Origin of the sequence: Reichenbachiella carrageenanivorans (assembly GCF_025639805.1) — a bacterium.
GTDB classification, from domain to species: domain Bacteria; phylum Bacteroidota; class Bacteroidia; order Cytophagales; family Cyclobacteriaceae; genus Reichenbachiella; species Reichenbachiella carrageenanivorans.
Map to the genome: position 1 here is coordinate 3,455,807 of NZ_CP106735.1, position 22,884 is coordinate 3,478,690.

At 40.0% G+C, this 22,884-nt stretch carries 25 protein-coding genes; 21 read left to right on the forward strand and 4 right to left on the reverse strand.

Going from position 1 to position 22,884, the window contains the following annotated elements; genetic code table 11:
- Window positions 1–55: 55 nt before the first annotated feature.
- A complete protein-coding gene (locus N7E81_RS13885; RefSeq protein WP_263050192.1) occupies window positions 56–736 on the forward strand; it encodes a hypothetical protein in 681 nt (226 codons plus the stop codon).
- Window positions 737–846: 110 nt separating this feature from the next.
- A complete protein-coding gene (locus N7E81_RS13890; protein ID WP_263050193.1) occupies window positions 847–1,572 on the forward strand; it encodes a response regulator in 726 nt (241 codons plus the stop codon).
- Here the strand turns inward: N7E81_RS13890 and N7E81_RS13895 are convergent, their stop codons facing one another.
- Window positions 1,573–3,396 (reverse strand): 7TM diverse intracellular signaling domain-containing protein, encoded by a 1,824-nt coding sequence (locus N7E81_RS13895; protein ID WP_263050194.1) that lies wholly within the window; start codon window positions 3,394–3,396, stop codon window positions 1,573–1,575. It abuts the gene before it with no gap.
- Window positions 3,397–3,567: 171 nt separating this feature from the next.
- On the opposite strand from N7E81_RS13895, the gene N7E81_RS13900 reads away from it, so the two are divergent.
- Window positions 3,568–4,236 (forward strand): DUF1566 domain-containing protein, encoded by a 669-nt coding sequence (locus N7E81_RS13900; RefSeq protein WP_263050195.1) that lies wholly within the window; start codon window positions 3,568–3,570, stop codon window positions 4,234–4,236.
- 89 nt (window positions 4,237–4,325) lie between these two features.
- Here N7E81_RS13900 and N7E81_RS13905 read toward each other — a convergent pair whose 3' ends face one another.
- Together N7E81_RS13905 and N7E81_RS13910 are read right to left on the reverse strand one after the other, a co-directional pair.
- Window positions 4,326–4,670 carry a HopJ type III effector protein gene (locus tag N7E81_RS13905; protein ID WP_263050196.1) on the reverse strand — a complete coding sequence of 115 codons (345 nt, stop codon included), beginning with the start codon at window positions 4,668–4,670 and terminating at the stop codon, window positions 4,326–4,328.
- A gap of 184 nt (window positions 4,671–4,854) precedes the next feature.
- Complete coding sequence (locus tag N7E81_RS13910) at window positions 4,855–5,454, reverse strand: nitroreductase family protein (protein WP_263050197.1); 600 nt, start codon at window positions 5,452–5,454, stop codon at window positions 4,855–4,857.
- A 211-nt stretch (window positions 5,455–5,665) separates the two neighbouring features.
- On the opposite strand from N7E81_RS13910, the gene N7E81_RS13915 reads away from it, so the two are divergent.
- From N7E81_RS13915 to N7E81_RS13960, 10 genes are all read left to right on the forward strand, one after another.
- Entirely contained in the window at window positions 5,666–6,520 is an 855-nt protein-coding gene (locus N7E81_RS13915) for an AraC family transcriptional regulator (RefSeq protein WP_263050198.1), read from the forward strand.
- A gap of 78 nt (window positions 6,521–6,598) precedes the next feature.
- Window positions 6,599–7,162, forward strand: a complete 564-nt coding sequence (locus N7E81_RS13920) for a TetR/AcrR family transcriptional regulator (RefSeq protein WP_263050199.1) — start codon at window positions 6,599–6,601, stop codon at window positions 7,160–7,162.
- Window positions 7,163–7,233: 71 nt separating this feature from the next.
- Entirely contained in the window at window positions 7,234–7,791 is a 558-nt protein-coding gene (locus N7E81_RS13925; protein ID WP_263050200.1) for a carboxymuconolactone decarboxylase family protein, read from the forward strand.
- A 171-nt stretch (window positions 7,792–7,962) separates the two neighbouring features.
- Window positions 7,963–8,220, forward strand: a complete 258-nt coding sequence (locus N7E81_RS13930; protein ID WP_263050201.1) for a hypothetical protein — start codon at window positions 7,963–7,965, stop codon at window positions 8,218–8,220.
- A gap of 91 nt (window positions 8,221–8,311) precedes the next feature.
- A complete protein-coding gene (locus tag N7E81_RS13935; protein ID WP_263050202.1) occupies window positions 8,312–9,172 on the forward strand; it encodes a 3-keto-disaccharide hydrolase in 861 nt (286 codons plus the stop codon).
- Window positions 9,173–9,296: 124 nt separating this feature from the next.
- Window positions 9,297–9,992 (forward strand): response regulator transcription factor, encoded by a 696-nt coding sequence (locus N7E81_RS13940; protein WP_263050203.1) that lies wholly within the window; start codon window positions 9,297–9,299, stop codon window positions 9,990–9,992.
- The gene (locus tag N7E81_RS13945; RefSeq protein ID WP_263050204.1) at window positions 9,992–11,365 is read left to right on the forward strand and encodes a sensor histidine kinase; all 1,374 of its coding nucleotides are present in this window, start codon (window positions 9,992–9,994) and stop codon (window positions 11,363–11,365) included. The genes N7E81_RS13940 and N7E81_RS13945 overlap by 1 nt, the downstream gene beginning before the upstream one ends.
- 128 nt (window positions 11,366–11,493) lie before the next feature.
- Complete coding sequence (locus tag N7E81_RS13950) at window positions 11,494–12,021, forward strand: hypothetical protein (protein WP_263050205.1); 528 nt, start codon at window positions 11,494–11,496, stop codon at window positions 12,019–12,021.
- Window positions 12,018–12,488, forward strand: coding sequence for a hypothetical protein (locus N7E81_RS13955; protein ID WP_263050206.1), 471 nt, complete (start codon window positions 12,018–12,020; stop codon window positions 12,486–12,488). Before N7E81_RS13950 ends, N7E81_RS13955 begins: the two co-directional genes overlap by 4 nt.
- Window positions 12,481–13,326: a YoaK family protein gene (locus N7E81_RS13960; protein WP_263050207.1), complete on the forward strand. Its 846-nt coding sequence runs from the start codon at window positions 12,481–12,483 to the stop codon at window positions 13,324–13,326. The genes N7E81_RS13955 and N7E81_RS13960 overlap by 8 nt, the downstream gene beginning before the upstream one ends.
- A gap of 22 nt (window positions 13,327–13,348) precedes the next feature.
- Here the strand turns inward: N7E81_RS13960 and N7E81_RS13965 are convergent, their stop codons facing one another.
- A complete protein-coding gene (locus N7E81_RS13965) occupies window positions 13,349–15,262 on the reverse strand; it encodes an ABC-F family ATP-binding cassette domain-containing protein (protein WP_263050208.1) in 1,914 nt (637 codons plus the stop codon).
- Window positions 15,263–15,363: 101 nt separating this feature from the next.
- On the opposite strand from N7E81_RS13965, the gene N7E81_RS13970 reads away from it, so the two are divergent.
- From N7E81_RS13970 to N7E81_RS14005, 8 genes are all read left to right on the forward strand, one after another.
- Window positions 15,364–16,533 carry a PQQ-dependent sugar dehydrogenase gene (locus N7E81_RS13970; RefSeq protein WP_263050209.1) on the forward strand — a complete coding sequence of 390 codons (1,170 nt, stop codon included), beginning with the start codon at window positions 15,364–15,366 and terminating at the stop codon, window positions 16,531–16,533.
- Window positions 16,533–17,177, forward strand: coding sequence for an alpha/beta hydrolase (locus N7E81_RS13975; RefSeq protein WP_263050210.1), 645 nt, complete (start codon window positions 16,533–16,535; stop codon window positions 17,175–17,177). The genes N7E81_RS13970 and N7E81_RS13975 overlap by 1 nt, the downstream gene beginning before the upstream one ends.
- A gap of 204 nt (window positions 17,178–17,381) precedes the next feature.
- Window positions 17,382–17,693, forward strand: a complete 312-nt coding sequence (locus N7E81_RS13980) for a hypothetical protein (protein WP_263050211.1) — start codon at window positions 17,382–17,384, stop codon at window positions 17,691–17,693.
- Window positions 17,694–18,007: 314 nt separating this feature from the next.
- A complete protein-coding gene (locus N7E81_RS13985) occupies window positions 18,008–18,253 on the forward strand; it encodes a hypothetical protein (RefSeq protein WP_263050212.1) in 246 nt (81 codons plus the stop codon).
- A 238-nt stretch (window positions 18,254–18,491) separates the two neighbouring features.
- The gene (locus tag N7E81_RS13990) at window positions 18,492–20,324 is read left to right on the forward strand and encodes a M1 family metallopeptidase (protein ID WP_263050213.1); all 1,833 of its coding nucleotides are present in this window, start codon (window positions 18,492–18,494) and stop codon (window positions 20,322–20,324) included.
- Window positions 20,325–20,357: 33 nt separating this feature from the next.
- Window positions 20,358–21,581, forward strand: coding sequence for a DEAD/DEAH box helicase (locus N7E81_RS13995; RefSeq protein ID WP_263050214.1), 1,224 nt, complete (start codon window positions 20,358–20,360; stop codon window positions 21,579–21,581).
- Between the two features lie 139 nt (window positions 21,582–21,720).
- Window positions 21,721–22,002: a hypothetical protein gene (locus N7E81_RS14000; RefSeq protein WP_263050215.1), complete on the forward strand. Its 282-nt coding sequence runs from the start codon at window positions 21,721–21,723 to the stop codon at window positions 22,000–22,002.
- Window positions 22,003–22,055: 53 nt separating this feature from the next.
- Entirely contained in the window at window positions 22,056–22,850 is a 795-nt protein-coding gene (locus tag N7E81_RS14005) for an XRE family transcriptional regulator (protein ID WP_263050216.1), read from the forward strand.
- Window positions 22,851–22,884: the final 34 nt, after the last annotated feature.

Below are 22,884 nucleotides of genomic sequence, written 5' to 3' on the forward strand. Positions count from 1 at the left end.
TGTACGAGCCTCTTTGTATATTGCGAATCGAAAAATATATCTACGCCATACCTTCATGCAGCAACATACGGTGAATCTATTCGGCCAGCCTTTTGAGCTGCTTTTTGAGCAGGTCAAAGCATGTTTCTCTAACCATTATTACCATTACCAAAAGCATGTAGTGATGCTTGAAAATGAGCAGAACGAAGTCATGGGGTATATCCGACTGCCACTGCACCTTTCTGTAAATGACCAGCTCGATGTACTGGCCACAGATACACTGGTACTTTATTTGACTATAGAATCTGGAAATGCGGCCATCAGTGTGATGTTTGGTAAAACCAATGTCTATCACACCACCTTTTCTGCTTATATGAATCGCAAAAAGCAGGGGGTCAGCCAGATAAAATATTTAAATAAGAAAGGAAAATCACGAGCAGGATCGAGAGTGCGTTTGGCAGCTACTATAGCCTTTTTTGAGGATATCAACACAACTTTGACTAAGCTCTTGGGTGAGTATGAGGTAGCACGAATAGCTATCAACTGCAATACCACTTTGATTCCTTATTTACACCAATCTAAGGTTGCCTGCCCATTCACAAAAAGCGATGCTAGGCTATATAAAATCCCCCTACATATTTCTCAATCCAATTTCACTAATATAGATAAGGCAGTGAAAAAATTGATAGCACCCATTCTTTTCTATGATGTGAAATATGCTTCTTGTTTTGGATGTTTTCACGAAAGTAAAGAATGAGCTAGCGAGGTGTGATTTCCGTTTATGCGATTAATTTTTAGTAGTGTTGACAATACAATTGATTTAGAATAAATTGGATGTTTGTCATAAACAAATGAGCAGCCGAGAAAATGAATAAATTTAGGGTGTATGTGGTGGAAGATGAACTGCTGATCGCTCGGGCCTTAGAAATAGCTATAGAAGAGAGTGGTTATGAGTATGTAGGAGGGACGGACAATGCAGGAGAGGCGATCAAAGATATTATAGAAATACAGCCAGATATCGTACTGTTAGACATCACTATAGCAGGGGAAAAGGACGGGATTGCGCTGGCTCATGAGATTAATAAAATCTCACAAACGCCGTTTCTTTTTGTAACCAGTCATACTACCGATCAGTTTTTAATGCGAGTGAACGAAACTCATCCTGCAGGTTTTATTTCCAAGCCGTTTAATGAATCCGACATCAAAGCCAATATCATGATCGCGATGAATAACCATGAGGATCGTTTGGCAAAGCAAGCGCCTCCTGTATTGTCGTACGACGAAAAAATACTGGGGTTATTGCGAGAAAACATTGTACAGCATTTGGAAAAAGAAGACATTAGCGTAGAATCATTGGCGGAGACTGTGAGTATGAGTGAGAGTACATTGAGACGGTTTCTTAAGAAAATGATAGATCAGTCGCCAGGCAATTTTATTAGAGAGGTGAGGTTGGAGGTGGCTTATGAGTTGTTGAAAAATAAACAGGAGAAAAGCATATCGCAAGTAGCCAATCAGGTAGGTTTTCAAAATGTCAATCATTTTTCCCAGCTTTTCGAGAAGAAATACGGACTTCGAGCTTCGTCAATGCTCTAATCAACTCTTTTTTATAGACTCAAAGTCAATCTTAAAAGCGGTGCCGTTTGTTTGCTCGACAGTCAACACGCCCCTGATTTGCTTCACCAGAGAATAGACCAACGTGACTCCCATACTTTTTTTCTTATCGAAATCAGTTGGTAGCCCTTTTGTGCCATTATCGCTAACCAAGAGGTGAAATCCTGTAGGAGTTTGATGGAGTTTGATTTGAAGTTTCCCTTGAGTTATGGTGCTGAATACATGCTTATAAGCATTCGATATGAGTTCTGTTAGGATTAGCCCTAGCGGTACAGCAGTATCTATATCCATTGTAATGTCTCGTACTTCTATTGCTAGATCTACGTTGTTTTTCGGTTGGAAGGTGTCTTGTAGGATTTGTGCCAGATCGGTTACATAGTCTTTCATGTCGATCTTGGCATAGGCGTCATTGGCGTATAACTTTTGGTGGATCAGCGACATGGACTTGATCCTGCTTTGGCCTTCTCTGACGGCAGCCTTAGCGGCCTTATCTTTGAGGTGGTGACTTTGTATGTATAGGATGCTGGAGACCAGTTGTAGGTTGTTTTTTACACGATGGTGAATTTCTTTGAGTAGAACTTCTTTTTCCTCTACCAGTAGGTTTAGTTTTTCTGTTCTTACTTTCACAAGCTGCTCTAGCTCTTTGTTCATTTGCGTCTGAAGTAGCAGGTTTTCTTTTCGGATTTGATTGTAATTATATCCTAAGGCAAATGACATCAAACACACTTCTATAAGCTTGCCTACATAGGCAAAGTTTGCTGTGAAAAGATTGTCGGGAAGGTAGCCTTCTGTACGCAGCCCATATACGATGATCCCAATCAGGTAAATACTCCATGCCACTTGGAAGTAGCGTGCCACGGTTACTTTTCTGTAGGTAAGCGTGGTACTAATGATCAGCACCACGAAAGATCCCACACCTGTACCCAGTACTACGATTTGTTTGGCTAGGTAGGAAAAGCCCATAAGTTCGAATAAAGGAATACTAAGTCCTGATAACATGATGGCGTATATGCTATACTTCATCCAAGGTGTGAAATGTTTCTCCCCTAAGAATAGCATACAGAAGTAGGAGGATATGAAAATATTGATACCGATGCCGACACTCACTACATAGTACGACAGCCAATAGGAGTGTGGTAAGATCGCATAAAAATAGCCTTGTATTCCCATTTGAATGATCGTGGTGAGCAGGATGCCTGCACTGTAGAATATGTACTTAAAGTCCCTCACCGAAAACCAAAGCATCATGTTGTAGCTAAACATCGCCAATAGTCCACCGATTAGAATAATAGCAAAAAAACCTTCCTCTTGTTTGACTAAAAAATGCTTGGCGACATCACGTACACTTATGGGTAGTACTAGTGCATATGTGCTTTTTACTCTAAGATAGATGGTGCTGTCACTGATGGGGGTATCTACGATCACATAGGGAGAGTTGATCGCATCAGGCTGATCAGATGGAGTCACTCTAAATCCGAAATTGTATTGGTGCAATAGGTTTGCCGTATCGTAATAAAATACGTTTAGTTCGTCGAGAAGAGTCCGGTTCAATTCGAGCACAAAGGGGCTTGTAGGGATTTCTTCCAATTTTATTTTAACCCAATATGTGCTTTGAGTGACCCCCTTGGTGAAGTCTTGACTGACTATGGGAGTGTATTTCATACCCATGGCCTGCGTCAAATTGAAATGATCGTGTCGATCTTCTATATAGGACAACTTGAAATCATATTCTCTGTTGTGACTGCCTATCGCTATGGGTTGTATGCAGATCAGGAAGAGTATGAAAATTCCAATTTTCTTGTACATGTGCAATTATACTTTCGATTGGGTTAGAAATACAAGGTTGATCAAATATCAATTGACGGGTTTCGAGTATTTATTGACGGGTTTCAAATAGGATTAGCTAGAGAATACATTTTCCTTTGTATTTGAGTGGTATTTGGAGTTATCCACTTGAGAAAAACTTTAAATGAATATATGATGAAAAGTATAGAAAAAAGTAAATGGAACCAGTTAGGACGTAGTTTGTTGTTTCCTATGATAGCACTTACGCTAATGTGCAATACCTGTGAGGTAGATGATGATGATGATGTGGAACCTACAGTAGATCTGCAGGGGGCTTTGGATGACGGAGAGGCTTTATCAGAGTTGTTGGAATCATATTCCGAAAAAGATTTTTATGGGTTGACCTACGAAGGGGGCTACATATTCTATATAGACAAGGATAATGAAGTGGCGTATATCGCAGCTAAACAAGATTTTGGAAGTAGTGTGGAGTTTAGCGATGAATATTTTGACTTAGGAAGAATGCTTAGTTCTAATATAGGGAAAGGGAAATCAAATACAGAAACACTGATTTCAGAATTGGGTAATACAAGCAGCCATGTCGCACGTACATGCTATTCTATTAGTACAGAAGGGTACAGTGATTGGTTTTTGCCTAGCAAAAGTGAATTGTATAGAATGAGAGATAATATATATAAGAATGGTAATGCTGGGAATTTCCCTGGCGGCAGTACCAACGCAGGTTATTATTGGCACTCAACTGTAAGCGGTTCTAGAGGATATGCGGTGCAGTTTGTAAATAATTCAGAAACTACACCGAGTAAAGCTAACTTACGTCCAGTTCGACAGGCATTTTATTAAAATCTAACTTGGCTAACCTAAAGTAGCAAGCCCGCTAAATCGAGAAGATTAGCGGGCTTTTTGTTTGAGTCGTGTCCTATCTATCTAATCTATCGTCCGACCAAGGCCACACCATCAAAATGGATGCCTTCCCAGCCGTGTTGGATAAAATTCCGAATGTTTTGGTGATCTGTCCCGTTTGGATTTTCAAGTACATCTTTTCTATAGTAGTCACCGAAGCATTGTAAGGTCTCCTCTGGTGAAAACCCTTGATCTTTAGCAAAAGCAAACAGTTTACAAGAGCCCGAGTTTTGTCCTTCATCGTTACGAAGGTCACCATTTCGAAACGCTGTAGGAGAAAAGACATAATGTGCTTCGATCACCTGCATGGTGTCATCGAATGAAACAAATGTAGGGGTAGATTGGAGTTTGGTAGTGAATGCGGCTATATCCATCGATAAAGTTTAGTCAGTAATAAAGCAGCGAAAATAGAAGTAATCGATTTAAAAATGATAGGATATACCCATTTTAGCATCAAAGCTGACTAGATCAGAAGTTGCGATACCTGTTTGATCTAGTATTACACCATTTAACCAATGGAAAGACCATGGGATAAACGGTGTAAATATATTGGAGACTTTAAATCGATTGTGTTACTTCAAGTACTGGTCTTCTTGATTTAGGCGTGATATTTACCTGATTGCTGTCGTTTTGATCTCTGTATCCAATGGCTACAGCTACCAAGGTGTTGTAATCTCCGCCATGGAGGATTTGGTTGTACTTATCTGCTTCTATGCCTTCCATGGGAGTAGAGTCTATACCCATTTCAGCACAAGCACTCAAAAACACACCCAATGCCAAATATACCTGTTTGTCGAACCATTCCTTGATCATGGTTTCAGGTTGTGGTTTGATCACTTGCTTGAAATACCCAACGGCGCCTTCTGGCAATGTTTGCTCTATTTGCTGTTCAAACTTATCTATGTTGTCTATTCTGCTGAATACCACTACAGTGTCACTGTTGATTACTTTTTGGTCGTTAAAATATGACGCCTTAGCTAGCTCTTTTTTAGTATCAGGATCAGATACGAATGTAAATTTCCAAGGCTGACTGTTGATAGAAGAAGGGCTCATTCTCAAAATTTCTTTAAGCTCTTTTATTTGTGCTGTCGAAATCTTCTTTGTAGGGTTATAAACCTTGGTGGTGTATCGATTTTGTATGGATGTTAAAAAACTCATGATATGCTATTGATTTTAATATTTTGCAACTTGATTTTTTGCGTTATGCTACAAAGAAACGAGTTTGCTCAAGTCGGGTGACAGTATATATGTTGGATAAAAAGGTATATATATTGGTTTTTTATGTTGTAATATCCAATATTCATCTTTTTTCGCGTTGTATTTGTCTTAAATCTACATTTTTACGTAATGTGTAACCAATATACATACTATGAAACTGGAAGAAGCCAAGAGAATATTTGAAATAGAGGTAGAAGAGTTTTTAGAATGGAAGCATCGTCCACATAAGCACAATTTTTTTGAAATCGTGTACGTGGATCAGGGGAATGGCTACCAGTGTATCAATAAGCATGAATTTGCCTATCAAGTAGGCAATGTTTTTTTGTTGCCACCATTAGACTGTCATTCGTTTAGGATAGTAGAAAAATCCAGATTCTATTTTATTCGTTTTACAGACCATTACTTTCTACATGATCGCTCCATGACGGACTACAAAGATTGGTTTGATAAGATGTCGTACATCCTAGCCAACTACAACAAAGTGCCAGGAGACATCATAGGCAGTACTCGAGAGCGAGCGTTTATCGCACAGACCATCCAGTTTATACATCAGGAATATTTGCAAGCAGATGTATATTCCGATGCTATCATTATGGGAGCCATGGTATCTATACTCAATATATTGGCACGCAATATCGAAAAGAACTATGTGCAGCAAGCCAATGATCTGGATGGGAGATTTGGTGAGGTGCTAAGGTATATCAATACCAACATCAGTGATCCAGCCTCCCTTCGTATCACCGAGCTGGCCGATCGTTTTGGTATTTCACCTACCTATTTTTCTGAATACTTCAAGAAGCATGCAGGTCTTAGTTTGGGAGAATATATCACTAAGTCAAAACTGAAATTAGTAGAAACCAAAATACTACATACAGATCTTTCGCTAAAGGAGATTGCACATCAACTCAGATTTACAGACAGTAGTCATTTGTCTAAAACGTTTAAAAACACTTATGGTATGACCATCAAGGAGTATAAGTTGAATAATCGAAGAGTGAGTATTTGATTTACAAGTTTCATTATTTTTTATTTAAAGTATATAATTTCTAAACCATCGTTTAGTATTGTCGTATACCACTGCACAATGGCAAGAAAAAAAGAGTATATAGAGCATGAGGTAATTGATAAAGCCATGAGCCTATTCTGGCGAAATGGATATGAAACTACTTCCATGAGCATGCTAGAGAAAGAAATGGGCATCAATAAATTTTCTATATACGCCAGTTTTGGAAGTAAAGACGGGGTATTTCTGGAGAGTATCAAATTATACAGAACTAAACTACAAGTCCTTTTGGATAAGCTAGCGGCTTCTGAAGATGGAGTAGCTGGTATCAGAACTTATTTTTATGATTTCCTTGAGTTTTCTAAGGATAGTAATTGTGGTAAAGGGTGTTTAGTTTCTAATACAGCCAATGAGTTTGGCCCTGATGTAGACGCTGTTTTGAAAGCAGAGTTGTCCAAGTTTACAGAGGAAGTTCGTCAGCTTTTTGCCGATACCCTAGCGCAAGATGAGACTAAAGACCTTGCCAAAGTAGAAGAGCAGGCAGATTATTTGATTATTTCTATGCTTGGTCTGGCCAATGCCTCTCGGTTGTTTACCCCAGTTCAGTTGGATCACTACATAGCCAATATTTTCAGCGGCATTTAAATTTTTTTACATAAATACTAAACGATCGTTTAGTTTAAGAATAGTAACACATCAATAAACATTTGAACATTATGAGCACATTAAAAATTCATACCGTAGAGTCAGCTCCACAAGAAAGCAAAGCACTACTAGAGAAATCACAGGAGGCATATGGATACGTTCCCAATTTACATGGAGCCTTGGCCGAATCCCCTGGTTTGTTAGAAGCCTATCAGAGCCTACACGGTCTTTTTACCCAGTCGTCGTTCGATAAGGATGAGCTGACAGTAGTATGGCAGACCATCAATGTAGCGCATGAGTGTCACTATTGTGTGCCTGCACATACGGCAATAGCACATAGCATGCAGATAAATGAGGTGATCATAGATGCTTTGAGAAACGGCACAGTTTTGCCTTCGGTTAAACTACAGGCTTTGCATGAGATGACGTTGTCTATCGTACACAACCGTGGACGTGTGACCGATGCAGAATTAGAAGCCTTCTATGCTGCAGGGTATAACCAACGTCACGTATTGGATATCATTTTGGGACTGTCTCAAAAGGTAATTAGTAACTATACGAATCATATCGCGGAAACTCCTTTGGACGAAGGTTTTAAGAAGTTTGCTTGGGAAGCAGCTATTGTATAATACTGAGCTAATATCAGCCAAGTACAAGCTATAGGGTTTGTATTTGGCTGTTTTTTTAGTTTCTAGACATTATTTTAGAGCATCAGGCCCTTTCATATCAGTTAATGTTGTGCGACTGCTAGGCGCTGCCTAACTTGCTCTCGTTTAAGATTATTTATTCACAGTTCGTATATGTTTGACGGCTCAGATTACCCAGCCTCTCTAGAAGAGGACGTTTTTGATACATGGTTAGAAAATGGCCGGTTAAACAAAATCAGTTATCACTACCTGCTGATTGTATGGGATTCGCTCGATTCGAAGTATATCCCTGTCTATGCAGAAGGGCGACATTCATTTCAAGAATTTGAACCCTATGGCGCATCTGCCAGTCATGAATCTCTAGTCGCTATTTATGATCTTTATTCCGAAGCAAGGATTCCTTTAGATTAAGTTTTTTTTATTACTGTTTTTTCATTTTTTAAAAACATCACTTCTATATTGTGGTGTTTTGTATTTTGCATTCAAAATAAAACATAATACAATGAAAAAACTTATTTCCTTATTCGCATTTATACTTCTAGTAGTTGTTACAGCTAATAGCCAGAACGTGAGCTATAAAGCGACAGAAAAGGTTGTGTCTGATGATTGGGAAAACCTTCTGGACAAAAAATTAAGTAAGTGGGAGGTATGGACAGGGGTGCCAGATCCATCAGTCATGGGGTTGCCCGATGGCTATGAGGTGCCCGAAGATGGGAAGCCTGTAGAACCCATTGGATTGGGTGATCCTATGGGTATTTATAAGGTGACTAAGGAAAACGGTGAATTGGTGCTCAATATCTCTGGTCAGGTATATGCGGGACTCACGTCTAAAAAAGAGTATAAGAATTATCATATGACATTGCTGTTTAAGTGGGGAGAGCAGAAGTATGCACCACGCTTGGAACAAAAAAGAGACAATGGTTTGTTGTATCATTGCTATGGAGAACATGGTGCCTTTTGGAATGTGTGGATGAGGAGTCTGGAGACCCAAATTCAAGAGGGTGATTTTGGGGATTTGTTTATTCTGGCAGGTACTCAGGCAAAGGTGAAAACAGATGCGACTGAGCATTGGGATCCTAGTAGTAGCAATATTTCTAAACGAGGCAAGAGATCCGTTGATGCAGAAAGCCCCAATGGAGCGTGGACTCGGGTAGATCTGTATGTGATAGGCGACCGAGCAGTGCATGTCACTAATGGTGTGGTGGTACTCGCACTAACAGATGCAAAAAAACATGATGGTCAACCCTTGAAAAAAGGCCGTCTGCAAATACAATCTGAGGGAGCAGAGGCTTATGCCAAGGACATCCAAATTAGGCCTATAGCTGATTTTCCTGAAGATATAGCTCAGGCAGCTGGCTTTTAAGTCTTATGATCTGTGGCGAATTGGGGATTTGTGAGTGAAGCCCGTATTTCTAATGGCTTTCTAATCTGTTTCATTAGGCTTTTTAAGTGCAAATATGGAATTTTGCAGTTGTCCCATATAACTTATGAATAATATCTTACTGGTTGAGGATGAGCAACATGTAGCCGAAGTGATTTGTAAAAGCTTGGAAGAGGAGGGCTACAAAGTATATCATGTCACGGACGGGATTAGAGGAATAGAGCTGCTGAAAAAACTGTCTATCAATTTAATCATCCTTGATATCCTGTTGCCGAAAATGAATGGGCTAGAGGTATGTTCCAAAATCAGAAGCGACGGCTATAAGGAGATCCCCGTATTGATGCTGACAGCGTTAGGTAGTGCCGAAAATGTTGTGCTTGGCTTGGACAGTGGAGCAGATGATTACTTGGCCAAGCCCTTTAAACTCATTGAGCTCAACGCTAGAATCAGAACACTACTGAGGAGAGCGGACATTTCAGATATGTATCCTTCGAAGGCCGAAAGTATCTATCGTTTTGCAGATATAGAATTAAATAATGATACGAAAGTTGTCCGGCGAGCAGGAAATGAAATCTCACTGACTTCTACCGAATATAGGCTATTGCTCATGTTTATGAAAAACAGTAAGCGGGTACTTTCGCGAATAGATTTGCTGGAAGAAGTATGGAGTATAAATCATGACATCGGAACCAATGTGGTAGATGTATATGTGAATTATCTACGAAAAAAGCTAGACAAGTATGGTGACGAAAAGCTCATTCATACAGTGATAGGTATGGGGTATGTCTTAAAACAAGCCTGATGAAGATACAAAATAAGATCATATACCTAGTCATTATTATTTTTGTCTTGTACACTTTGTTGTATAGCGGATTTATCTATTATTCTATTTCCAATTATGCTTTCACTGATTTCTACAAACGACTAGAAATCAGAGCTGCGACTACAGCCAAGATCAAACTCGAAAAGCCATCCGATGTCAGTCATATTCTGGAAATGGAGCAAGAGTATCTGGAAAAACTCCCCAATCAGACAGAGTACATACTTCCTATAATTAAAGGGAAAATACAAGAGGATAGTCTGTCTAAACTACTACCCAAGTCTCTAATAGAGGAGGTGCTGGATAATACTTATGGTAGTGATAGTGAGGGGGTTATATTTTATTCAGGGATTACTTATCAATCTCAGAATGGAGATGAGTTTATGGTAGTGGTGTCTGCCGAAAACTATTTTTATTCCCATCATATCGCTTACTTAAGGACGCTATTACTTACCTCATTGGCTTTTGGGATTTTATGGATTGTATTTTTCTCATTTGTCGTATCAAGAACTTTGATACGACCGATAAAAAATATAATTAATGATGTAAGGAAAATCAGCTCAGAAAATCTACATCTACGCCTGAATGTACCTAAGAAAAACGACTCGCTGTCGAGGCTAGCGCTGACTTTTAATGATATGCTCAATCGGTTAGAGACTTCTTTTGAGACCCAGAAAAACTTTATCAGTAATGCTTCACATGAGTTGAATACTCCATTGACTTCGATCATAGGAGAGGCAGATTTTGCCTTGTCTAAAGAACGTGGTGCGCTTGCATATAAGGTGGCTCTAGGAAAGATATTAGAAGAAGCAGAAAAGCTAGATAAAAAAACTAAAGCACTCTTGTTTTTGGCTCAAACGGGTTTTAATGGTAAAGCACAGAAATTCGACAAAATTAGAATTGACCAACTCATCTTGGATGTGCAAGATACTGTTCAGAAAATCAATTCTGGATTTAAGTTTAAACTCGATTTCAGCTTATTACCCGAAAATCCTGAAAAACTTAAAGTGAAGGGTAATGAGCAACTGCTACACTTGGCACTATCCAATATTATGGTCAATGCCTGTAAATATTCAGACAATGAAGTCGTGCATATTGCCTTTGGCGCTACGGACAAAGATGCCTTTATTGTGATTCGAGACTCTGGTATTGGTATTCCAGAGAATGAATTGCAGTATATCTATGATCCTTATTTTAGAGCCTCTAATACTGGCAGCCATGAGGGCTATGGTATCGGACTCCCACTCAGCCGAAACATCATCAAAATGCATGATGGCACGTTGCAAGTAAACTCTAAATTGAATGGAGGAACCACTGTTTTGATCAATATCCCTATAGGGAATTATTCGCTCTAATGCTATTTTAATAAACTTAGATTAATCTAATCTGTTTCTAATTTGAAGGTTGAAATCTAATCTGATTATAATTTTGTTGTAAATCCCTTCTAATACCTCATCGATAATTTTGGTAAAAAAACAAATCGATGGAAAACACTAAAAGAATACTCATTCCCAATGATTTTTCTGTAAAATCATTGTCACTAGTCAAAGAGGTGGTTGAGCAGATGCCGAACCAATCTCTTGAAATCATTATGTTACACGGCATGTTTTTGCCTAATTCTATAAGCGATCTCTTGTTTTACTCTAAAGGGAGGATGATTAGAGAAATGGAGTCGGAAGAGTTTTTGAAAGCTCATGCGCTCATTTCTAGTAAGTTTAAATCGCAAATTGTGTCTATGGTCACGGATTTTATCTATTTCAACGATAAAAAGAACATGCAAAAATACCTGGACTCTAATCGTATAGACGAGGTGTACATTCCTTCAGACATTAGAATGGATCCTAGTGTGCACAGACGAAGCTTTGATATTATACCCTATCTCCAGAAATGCTCGGTACCTGTAACGGCTTTGAAAATGAAAGCGGACACGCAAGAGGAATTTCATTTTACCAATCAAGTTTCTGATCTATTCTACAAGACGACCACACAGCCCATTATTCAAAAATCATGAGGATTATTTGGGTAGTACAGGGGCTTTTGGCTACGATGATACTTACCAGTGCTTGTCTATTGATACAGCTAGAAAGCCCTGAAGAACTGCTGGTGGGTGAGTGGGAAGAACTCTCTTGGGAATATGAAAAGGTAAATCATCAAGGGAACTCAAATTACTCTGCAATAGACGAAGCTCAAAAACGGGAAATTATCCAAAACCTGATTTTGCACGAGTCTGAAATTTGGCAATTCGAGCCTAATAAAAGGCTCACTTTCATATCGGCAAATGGAAGAAAGGAAAGTCTAAGCTGGCATGTAAAAGGTCGTGGCAATATACTGGAGCTGCGACATGACGATGAGCGAATAGAGGAGTACCAAGTGCAGCAATTGTCTGAAGATCTCTTGGTGATACATTTCAATTTTGACCTGCAAGTGAAAGGAATAGTGAAAATGACGTTTAAACGAATGAACAACAAGAATGCTTAGGAAATATAGTAATTATCGAAATTTTGTAGACAATATCCAGTTGGGAGGGCTCACGGCCTTTTCTGCTGGGATGGTCAATGTCATGTCTGTAATTGTGTTTTTTGCTTTTACCTCTAATGTGACTGGGCATTATGCTATTCTGGCTCAGGAGATAGCAAAAGGGAATTGGTATGAGGCATCTATTGCTTTGATATGGATCAGCTTGTTTTTTTTCGGAAATTTCACTTCCAATATGCTGATTATACATGGTACTAGCCGTCTAGGGCAACACCTCGCTCATGCTTTGCCTGTCATGTTAGAAATCGCATGTTTGATATTTGTGGGCATATACTTGCAATACTTCTATATAGAAACACTACAAGAAACGGAGATCTTGGTAGGTGCGATGCTATTTGCTATGGGACTTCAGAATGGACTGACTGCCAGTATTTCCAATTTTTCGGTAAAAACGACACACCTTACCGGTCTCACCACGGATTTGGGTATCCTTTTTTCAATGTTTACCAAAAAAGAGTACAGAGAAAACAAGGCACTAGTTCAGAAGGCTCAACTCTTGATCGTGATTATGTGTTGTTATATGGCGGGAGGTATAGTATCGGGTGTGGTTTATTATAGTATCGATTATTATACCTTTTATGTAGCCAGCTTGGTGTTGTGCGTTGTGATCCTTTACGACTATTATAAACTTAATGTCACCAAGATGATCTTTAAGGCAATGCGCCTGAGTGAGGTGGAAACAAGTCCAGTGCCAGAAAAAAGTAATGTACCACCAAACACGAGAGAACTACATACACTTAATAAAATACATCAAACGTCACAATATGCGCAAGAAACCTAAAAGTAAAAAGACATAGTATAAACTATCCTTCTAGCTCTTCGATTTTTTCTGCGATCGTTTCCCATTCTTGGTCTTTGTTGGCTAGGGTTTGGCTGTTGGATTCGTAGGTCTGATTGAGTTTGTCTAGCTTCTCGGCGTCGTTGAAGTTGGTAGGATCGGCCATTTCAGCTTCTAATTCAGTTTTTTTAGCTTCTAGCTTCTCTAGATCGGATTCGACTTTTGTCAGTTCCTTTTTGAGTTTGGTTAGTTCCTTTAGATCTTCGTCGATTTCTTTTTGCTTTTTCTCTTTCTTTGGTTTTTCTTCTTTGACTACCGTTGGTTTGAAAGCATCTTTTGGTTTGTTATTTTTTTCACACCAGTAGGTATACTCTTCGTAGGTGCCAGGATATTCTTTGATCTGCTGATCTTCGATCCACCAGATTTTGTTGGCTACTTGTGTGACGAAGTACCTGTCGTGAGATACCAAGATGAAAGACCCTTGGTATTGCTGCAAAGCCTGAATCAGGATGTTGACCGACTGAATGTCCAAGTGGTTGGTGGGCTCATCTAGCAAGAGAAAGTTGGCTTCAGATATCAGGGTTTTGGCCAAAGCCACTCTAGATTTTTCCCCTCCAGAAAGCACTTTTATTTTTTTAAATACATCTTCGTCCGAAAACAAAAAACAACCCAATACACCACGAAGCTCTTGCTCAGATTTGCCAGATCCAAATTGCTTGAGTTCTTCAAGTATTTCGTTTTCTACATTGAGTGATTCTAGCTGATGTTGGGCAAAAAAGGATGGGTTTACATTGAAACCCATTGAGGCTTTGCCTTCTACGTTTTCGTCTCCGTCGATGATCCGCAGGAGGGTGGATTTGCCTTTGCCATTGGCTCCGATCAAGGCGATTTTGTCGCCTCTCTCTATCTGTCCGCTAGCTTTTTTTAGAATGTCTATGTCTGGGTAAGACTTGGATACTTGATCCAGCGTGGCCACATGACGACCAGACTGTTTGCTGAAGTTGAATTTGAAATTGACCGCTGCATTTTCTTCGATTACATCATCGATTTTGTCCATCCTTTCAAGGGCTTTTACCCTGGACTGTACTTGGCGGGCTTTGGTCGCCTTGGCACGAAATCGTTCTACAAACCGTTCGGTCTGTCTTATTTTAGCTTGTTGGTTTTCAAATGCGTTTTTTTGCAATTCATTCCGAAGCTCTTTTTCTTCTAAGTAATTGTCATAATTGCCTGGATAGGGGGTCAGTGTCTGCCCACTCACTTCTACAATTTTGTTGATCGTGTTATTCAGAAACTGTCTGTCGTGAGAGACCACAATCACGGCGCCTTCGTAGGATTTTAGGTAGTTTTCTATCCATTGAATAGAAGGTAAATCTAAGTGGTTGGTCGGCTCATCGAGCATGAGAATCGATGGTTTTTCTAAAAGCAATTTGGCTAGAATCACTCGCATACGCCATCCACCAGAAAATTCTCTTAGCGGACGCTGTAGATCCTCTGTTCTAAAACCAATTCCTTCTAGTACCTCTTCGGCTTTGCTTTGGAGTACATAGCCATCCTTGGCTTCAAATTCTTCTTGTAGTCTAGCTAGTTTCTCTACGAGTTTGTCCTCGTAGTCAGTCTCCATCTTGTGTAGGATTTTATCAATTCGATGTTGGATCTTGGTGACGTCAGAAAAGGCTTCCATCGCTACCGATAGGATAGAATCGTCCGACTGAAAGGAAAGCAAATCCTGATTTAAAAAACCGATGGAGCAGTCTTTAGACATACTAATGTCTCCACTGTCTTTTTGGAGTTGGCCTATGATTAATTTCAATAAAGTAGACTTGCCCGTACCGTTAAGTCCAATCAAACCAATCTTGTCTTTAGGTTTGATATGTAGTGAGGCATTTTCAAAAAGGGCTCTGCTGCCCAGATAATAAGATAAATTATTGATAGAAATCATGTCGCAAATATGCAAAGGATCATAGGCAATTAAAACTCTGAGTTCATTTGATATTGGGATACATCCCATGTAATTTTATCTGAGACAAAGCCCAAGTATATATGCACTATAACCAATCATTTATTATTCTATCCTTCAGTGTCTTTTCTTTCTTTCAATGTGAGTCTACGCCCAAAAGCGATACGCAAAGAACCGAAGAAGAAACAACCTCAGAGGAGGTGTTTACTGATGAGTTGAGCAAAATTCAATTGCCAGAAGGCTTTTCGATCAGTCTGTATTCAGACAATATACCCAACGCCCGATCTATGACAATCAGCCCTGGCGGAACAGTCTATGTGGGTACACGAAAGGATGACAAGGTATATGCCTTGCAGGATACGAATGGAGATCATGTGGCTGATAAAAAATACATAGTGGCTAAAGACATGAACACACCTAATGGTGTGGCTTTTTACAAAGGGGACCTATATATCGCTGAGATTAGTAAAATATGGAAAATTGAAAACATAGAATCCGATTTAGGGAAATTGAAAGAGCCTGTGCTGATTGCAGACCGATTTCCTAGTGATAAACACCATGGGTGGAAGTACATCGCTTTTGGTCCAGATGGCAAGCTCTACGTTCCTGTAGGTGCACCGTGCAACATTTGCGAAAGCAAGAAAGAAGTCTATGCCACCATTACTCGCATGAACCCAGATGGATCTGATTTTGAGATTTTTGCCAAGGGGATTCGTAATACAGTAGGGTTTACTTGGCATCCAGAGACAGGTGAAATGTGGTTTACCGACAATGGTAGAGACATGCTAGGAGATAACATGCCCCCATGCGAGCTCAACCACGCACCGATGGCTGGGATGCATTTTGGTTATCCCTATTGTCATGGAGGGGACATTGCTGATCCTATACATGGTGGTGAGTATAGTTGTACCGATTTTGTGCCGCCCGCACAGAAGCTAGGGCCACACGTAGCGCCACTTGGTTTGAAGTTTTATTCTGGTGATATGTTTCCCGAGGACTACCAAGGAGATATATTCATTGCCGAACATGGCTCGTGGAATCGGTCTGAAAAAATAGGCTACCGTATCATGCGAGTGTCTATGGCAGAGGGTAAGGCTACTGGTTATGAGCCTTTTGTGTACGGTTGGCTCGATGAGGACGAACAAGAGGCTTTTGGCCGTCCAGTAGATGTGCTCATTATGCCAGATGGCTCTATGCTGGTGTCGGACGATAAAGCAGGAGTGATTTATCGTATTGCCTATACTACCACCTGATGGAGTGTCATGTTGATTTTAGTTGCTCTGCGCCATACTATACCCTCAATGAGCTGGGTGGGCACACCACAGATTTGTGGATCGTGTGTCCTGGCTATGGCCAATTAGCCAAATATTTTATTCGAAGGTTTGATGTTTTTGATTCACAAAAGCATTTTGTGGTGGCTTTACAGGGCTTGTCTAAGTTTTATTTGCCAGATCAAAAACATGTAGGAGCGAGTTGGATGACCAAGGAAGATAGAGAGACTGAAATGAGAAATCAGCAGGCTTATTTCGATGCCGTGATGATCGCCGTTCTTCAGGGGCGTGTTTTGAATGATTTTAATATTCACCTCATGGGTTTTTCTCAAGGAGTGTCTATGATTAGCCGTATGGCGGCTTATGCCAAGATAGATTTTAAAAACCTAATTCTTTGGGCGGGAGGTTTTCCTCCAGAATTGTCTAAAGCAGATTTTTCTCACCTTAGCATGTATGCCAAGCTAAAAGTAGTAATCGGTACCCAAGATGAATTCTACGCTTTGGGTAAAAATTATCAAACTGAAATAGAGAAGATGGAAGTCGCTATTGGCCTTAAACCAGAGGTGATCACTTTCGAAGGGAAACACGAAGTGCAACGAGAGGTCCTCCAGCGTTGCTTGGAGTGATTGATTTTTTATAAAGGAAGATAGAGAATGAACCCGAAGACTCAAACACTGCAATTTTTCTTTTGACTCTAGCCTCTAGTCATTGTGATTTATTAAAAATGTTTTCAAATTTGTGATGATAAAAACATTGGTTTTATTTGAAGCGTGATCCAGTTTATTCAAAAATATTTCCTCAAGTCCACCAGTCTTTTGCTGAGCATTTATATGTTGAATCTTTCTATAGATGCAGCAGACATGGAAGGTCGGTATGATCCGACTGTTAACGAGATTGAGTCTGTTTTTGAATTAGTTTTAGAAGTAATCATGGATCAAGGGGATGTTTTGCCTGAGCATGACGAACCCGATCCCGAAACTGAAACGTGTTTTCTAGGCTTGGATCATATTATACCGTCTAGCCCATTTCAGTTCGAAACGATACTGCGATACCATATTCACGGTGCAGCGAGTTTTCTTGTTATGAGTTATGAGGATCCTTTCTTAAGCTCTCTAAATCCTCCACCCAAGTCATTTTCCTGATTTTCTTAGTTAGTAGTATCTAAAAGAAGAAGCCGTAAGAGTTAGACTTCTTTATGTACTATGCCAATTTATTATTTTGTTTTAGCAGAATGCAGGGCGAGATACGTCAAGTTTTGAAGGTTGCGAAGTGTGATCGCTTGTCACAATCGTGCAACAACGACCTGCTTCTGTGATTTTAAAAACCTAAGTTGTAAAAAAAGGAAGGAGTATTCATCCATTTGTGATGGAATATTTATTTCGTGTTTTCTAAGGCTTAATAAAGCACTAAAGCGAACGGTTGAGTTTCCTGAAAATACAACGATAAAACTTTGATTATGGAAAAGATAAATATTGTAGAAATAGATTACGAAGGTCAAACCATACCTCTTGAATCACACAAATTCGAATATCTACCTCGAATTAATGAACGAATAGTTTTGCGCACATCTAGTGGAGACGCTAAAGTGTATCAGGTGAAGGATATTCACCACACGGTAGCCGAAGGTACAACCGTTTATGTTGTTAGCGATTATAGATCACTGAATAGCGTATTACAAAGTATCGTGGAAAGTGTTGTGTAATGAGGAATAGTCATTTGTTGAGCTAATTGATCTCTGAAATCTAACAAATCTTGTAAAGTGTAAAATCGCCTGAACCCTCAGGCGATTTTTGTTTGTACTCGTCTGGAGTCTGTCAAGACCACTTTTTAAAATTGATATTTGCACCGTCGAGCACGTTATAGTCCTGTCCATCACATTTTCTGTTTCTTCATTCAAGTATTGTCATTAAGTTGCCGCTTTGAATTATAATGAAAAAAGCATGGTGACTAGGGGAATACTTGGATTGAGTTTGATTTTTTTTGGATTTGTGGCTATTGCACAACCGGATAGATGGCAGCAGCGAGTAGCATACAAAATGGAGATTGATATGGATGCTGAGTCCAATCAATTTTCGGGCACACAAGAACTCACTTATTATAACAACTCTCCAGACACCTTGTTTAAGGTGTATTATCACCTTTATTTCAATGCTTTTCAGCCAGGTAGCATGATGGACGTTCGCAGCCGAACGATCTCTGATCCTGACAAAAGAGTGGGTGATCGGATTTACCATTTGGGTGCAGACGAAATAGGTTATCATAAGATAAATTCTCTTTTTCAAGATGGAAAACCAGTGGATTATTCGATAGACGGCACGGTCATGACTGTGCAATTGGTTGCACCCATTATGCCTAATACTAGCGTGGTATTTCGAATGAAATTCGAGAGTCAAGTACCCCTACAAGTGCGTCGTTCTGGTCGAGATAATAAAGAAGGCATTCGGCTGTCTATGGCACAGTGGTATCCCAAATTAGCAGAATATGACTACTCTGGGTGGCATGCCTATGATTATGTGGGGCGGGAGTTTTACAGCCCATGGGGAGATTTTGATGTGTCTATCAAAATTGATAACGAATATGTAGTGGCCGCTACTGGATTGCTTAAGGAAGAGATAAATAGAAAGAAGAAAACAACTTATAGATATGCAGCAGAAAACGTACACGATTTTGTTTGGGCAGCAGATCCAGATTATGTACGTAAGGTCGTCAATGTTCGAGATGGATTGGATTTTGAATTTTATTACCAGACAGATACGCTAGCCGATCGGTGGGTGGAAATGGAAGATTACATAAAAAAAGCAGTGCCATTTATAGAGGAGCGATGCGGTACGTATCCTTATCCTGTATATAAGGTGATTCAAGGAGGAGATGGAGGTATGGAATATCCGATGGCAACCCTGATCACAGGACATCGGTCTTTGAAGTCTTTGGTGGGCGTGACGATACATGAGTTTTTGCACAGCTGGTATCAGATGGTATTGGGTACCAATGAGAGCTTGTATTATTGGATGGATGAGGGGTTTAACACTTACTATGATAACCTGACGATGGATTATCTATTCAATGAAAAATATCCGTCAAAAGATTTCATGAAGTCTTCTTATAAATACTATAATCAGATCGTGACAAGTGGATTGGAAGAGCCAATGACCACCCATGCGGATCATTTCGAAACCAACAAAGCTTATAGCATGGCTTCTTACAGAAAAGGAGGGCTTACCTTGCAAAACTTGTCCTACCTTGTGGGATCTGAAGCTTTCGATGCAGCTATGTTACGCTATTATAATACCTGGAAGTTTAAACACCCTAACGCTACAGACTTTGAAGTCATTATGGAAAAGGAGAGTGGGCTAGAGCTGTCTTGGTTTTTCAATTATTGGATTCAATCTGCTAAAACGATAGACTATGCGGTGGCTGATGTGAGCATGGAAAGCAAGGGGACATCGATTGCACTCACACGCAAAGGCTACATACCCATGCCGCTAGATGTGCTAGTTACGCTCAAAGGAGGCGAGCAGCTGAGTTATCATATTCCGTTAGGAATGACTCGAGGCCACCGTCCATTGGCAAAAGGTGAAATTTTGATGACTGAGTGGAAATGGGTAAACCCTTATTACTCTTTTATCATAGATGTGGCTAAAGATCAAATAGAATCTGTAGAGATAGACCCAAGTCAGCGTATGACAGACCTTGATTTTCAAAATAATAAGTACCCAAATAGTAATAATGAAGTAGAAATACAAGGGAAGCCCGAGAAACTGGAGAATAACTAGTAGATTTGGGCTCGATCAATAAGAATAACTACATTGAAATTTAAAGAAGTTGGTATTCATCCTCCCGTATTGGATGGAGTAGATGCCATGGGTTTTGAAAATACGACTCCGATTCAGGAGAAAGCTATTCCCATCATATTAGAAAAGAAAGATCTCATCGCTTGCGCGCAAACGGGTACAGGTAAGACCGCCGCCTTTTTGCTGCCTACAATGCAGCAAATCCACGATCAGGCCGATCATGGAAATATTGATGCATTGGTGGTCGTCCCTACTCGGGAGCTAGCCATTCAGATCGACCAACAGATCCAAGGGTTGGGGTATTTTGTAGACATTAGTTCTGTCGCTGTATATGGTGGTGGAGATGGTGTCAGCTGGGAGGTGCAGAAAAAGGCACTGCTCAAAGGAGCCAATATCGTCATCGCTACACCAGGCCGTATGATCGCCCACCTCAACCAAGAGTATGTAGACCTATCGAAGGTGAAGCATTTCATCTTGGACGAAGCCGATCGTATGCTCGATATGGGATTTTATGATGACCTCAAAAAGATCATGAAGTTCATTCCTAAGGATTGTCAGCGGCTCATGTTTTCGGCTACCATGCCACCAAAGATCCGTACGCTCGCCAAGGAGATACTAAACGAGCCAGAAGAAGTCAGTATTGCGATATCTAAGCCCTCAGAGAATATTCTTCAAGGTGCATTTATGATTCACGATGGACAGAAATCTGCTTTGATTCACCATATATTCTCTGCCAAGAAAATGGACAGTGTGATTGTATTCCTTTCTCGCAAGAGCGAAGTGGACAAGATCGCACGTGAGATCTCCAAGCTAGGGGTGAATGCGGCACCTATTCACTCTGGACTAGAGCAGTCCAAGCGCGAGTCGGTATTACAAGACTTTATCAATAAGAAAATCAACGTACTCGTAGCTACAGATGTGATGAGCCGTGGTATCGATATCAAAGGGATCGATATGGTGATCAACTACAATGTACCAGGCGATGCCGCAGATTATGTGCATAGAATTGGTCGTACAGGACGGGCTGATGCCAATGGTGTAGCCTTTACGTTCGTAAACGAAGAGGACATGTACAACTTCTCCAATATCGAAACACTGATCGGAAAGGAAATACAGAAGATAAGGCTGCCAGAGCACATCGGCGAAGGACCAGTGTATAATCCAAAGCAGCGATCGTTTAAGCCAAGAGGCGGTAGCAGTGGTGGAAGCAAAGGAAAACGCAGACCTCCAAAGAAATAAGCAGACATCCCTTCTTTGCACTAAAATAATTAGTAAATTCTTTTGCTGGCTGAAATAATATTGCTAATTTTATTGTCATTAGCGCTAATTAATAAATCAATCCACAGGTTTAATTAATTTAATGACAAAATAATTAGTAATGGAAACATATACAGTAGGAGGAGAATACAAGCTAAAGCTTACGTCTAAGAAATTGAAATCGGGCAAGTGTCAAGTAAAATTTCATGCATCGGTACTACATACCAAAAAGATGTACGGTTATGTATTGGCAGACTCCGGGGAGACCTTGAGGCAAGTCGTAGAAAAAATCATCAAACGCCTCGATCAGCTTAAAAACAGAGAAAATTTTCATCACATTAACCTATATTCTATAGGCAAGTACAGCACTAACGATACGGGTATGGTGCTATTCGATGCTTAATAATAGAAATAATTGTGAGGTTCTATTAAGTTTGTTATCAATTCAATCTGAACATGGGAGTAGCTAAGGTAAACGACAACATAAAGTTCTTAAGAAAGAAATTTGGGTACACGCAAGAGACATTTGCAGAAGCGATTGGTATCAAACGATCGCTAGTAGGGGCTTATGAAGAGGGGCGTGCTGATCCTCGGCTCAACAACCTACTTCGCATGTCTGAAGTGTTTAATGTGAGTGTAGATACATTGATTAGTAAAGTGGTCAGTGAGTTGTCTGATGATGAGCTGCACCAGTCGGATGCGGGAGGGAGTGCTCGTGTGCTTGCCATTACGGTAGACCAAGACGATAATGAGAATATTGAACTCATTCCTCAGAAGGCCTCAGCTGGCTATATGAATGGCTATGCAGATCCTACCTATATCGAAAATATGCCTAAGTTTCAATTGCCCATGTTGCCCAAAAATGCAACCTATCGCGCTTTTGAATTGTCTGGTGATTCTATGCTGCCCTTGCAGCCAGGGACGGTAATAATAGGCGAATACATAGAGAATATTGCCCATATCAAAAATGGAAAAACCTATGTGTTGCTGAGCAAAGAAGAAGGAATTGTATACAAGCGTGTATTCAACTATGTCGATGAAAATGGTAAGTTGTTTCTCGTTTCGGACAATAAGTCCTATTCTCCATATCAAGTAGACGCCAAAGATATTTTAGAAGTATGGGAGTCAAAAGCTTACATTAGTATCAATTTTCCAGATGCTAATGGCAAAGGAGACTTAACTATGGAAGAACTATCAGGTATTGTAAAAAACCTTCAGAACGAAATTATCAAGCTGAAAGATGCTAAGTAATAGGTAATGCCCTTTTGTATAAGCGTACTGTTGC

Bases quoted from the DNA above. Each gene is read 5' to 3' on its own strand.
- N7E81_RS13955 (WP_263050206.1), top strand. From the start codon at position 12,018: ATGAGGATTATTTGGGTAGTACAGGGGCTTTTGGCTACGATGATACTT.
- N7E81_RS13915 (WP_263050198.1), top strand. From the start codon at position 5,666: ATGAAACTGGAAGAAGCCAAGAGAATATTTGAAATAGAGGTAGAAGAG.
- N7E81_RS14005 (WP_263050216.1), top strand. From the start codon at position 22,056: ATGGGAGTAGCTAAGGTAAACGACAACATAAAGTTCTTAAGAAAGAAA.
- N7E81_RS13900 (WP_263050195.1), top strand. From the start codon at position 3,568: ATGATGAAAAGTATAGAAAAAAGTAAATGGAACCAGTTAGGACGTAGT.
- N7E81_RS13970 (WP_263050209.1), top strand. From the start codon at position 15,364: ATGCACTATAACCAATCATTTATTATTCTATCCTTCAGTGTCTTTTCT.
- N7E81_RS13965 (WP_263050208.1), bottom strand. From the start codon at position 15,262: ATGATTTCTATCAATAATTTATCTTATTATCTGGGCAGCAGAGCCCTT.
- N7E81_RS13895 (WP_263050194.1), bottom strand. From the start codon at position 3,396: ATGTACAAGAAAATTGGAATTTTCATACTCTTCCTGATCTGCATACAA.
- N7E81_RS13905 (WP_263050196.1), bottom strand. From the start codon at position 4,670: ATGGATATAGCCGCATTCACTACCAAACTCCAATCTACCCCTACATTT.
- N7E81_RS13990 (WP_263050213.1), top strand. From the start codon at position 18,492: ATGGTGACTAGGGGAATACTTGGATTGAGTTTGATTTTTTTTGGATTT.
- N7E81_RS13930 (WP_263050201.1), top strand. From the start codon at position 7,963: ATGTTTGACGGCTCAGATTACCCAGCCTCTCTAGAAGAGGACGTTTTT.
- N7E81_RS13985 (WP_263050212.1), top strand. From the start codon at position 18,008: ATGGAAAAGATAAATATTGTAGAAATAGATTACGAAGGTCAAACCATA.
- N7E81_RS13950 (WP_263050205.1), top strand. From the start codon at position 11,494: ATGGAAAACACTAAAAGAATACTCATTCCCAATGATTTTTCTGTAAAA.
- N7E81_RS13960 (WP_263050207.1), top strand. From the start codon at position 12,481: ATGCTTAGGAAATATAGTAATTATCGAAATTTTGTAGACAATATCCAG.
- N7E81_RS13910 (WP_263050197.1), bottom strand. From the start codon at position 5,454: ATGAGTTTTTTAACATCCATACAAAATCGATACACCACCAAGGTTTAT.
- N7E81_RS13945 (WP_263050204.1), top strand. From the start codon at position 9,992: ATGAAGATACAAAATAAGATCATATACCTAGTCATTATTATTTTTGTC.
- N7E81_RS14000 (WP_263050215.1), top strand. From the start codon at position 21,721: ATGGAAACATATACAGTAGGAGGAGAATACAAGCTAAAGCTTACGTCT.
- N7E81_RS13920 (WP_263050199.1), top strand. From the start codon at position 6,599: ATGGCAAGAAAAAAAGAGTATATAGAGCATGAGGTAATTGATAAAGCC.
- N7E81_RS13980 (WP_263050211.1), top strand. From the start codon at position 17,382: ATGTTGAATCTTTCTATAGATGCAGCAGACATGGAAGGTCGGTATGAT.
- N7E81_RS13925 (WP_263050200.1), top strand. From the start codon at position 7,234: ATGAGCACATTAAAAATTCATACCGTAGAGTCAGCTCCACAAGAAAGC.
- N7E81_RS13975 (WP_263050210.1), top strand. From the start codon at position 16,533: ATGGAGTGTCATGTTGATTTTAGTTGCTCTGCGCCATACTATACCCTC.
- N7E81_RS13935 (WP_263050202.1), top strand. From the start codon at position 8,312: ATGAAAAAACTTATTTCCTTATTCGCATTTATACTTCTAGTAGTTGTT.
- N7E81_RS13890 (WP_263050193.1), top strand. From the start codon at position 847: ATGAATAAATTTAGGGTGTATGTGGTGGAAGATGAACTGCTGATCGCT.
- N7E81_RS13885 (WP_263050192.1), top strand. From the start codon at position 56: ATGCAGCAACATACGGTGAATCTATTCGGCCAGCCTTTTGAGCTGCTT.
- N7E81_RS13940 (WP_263050203.1), top strand. From the start codon at position 9,297: ATGAATAATATCTTACTGGTTGAGGATGAGCAACATGTAGCCGAAGTG.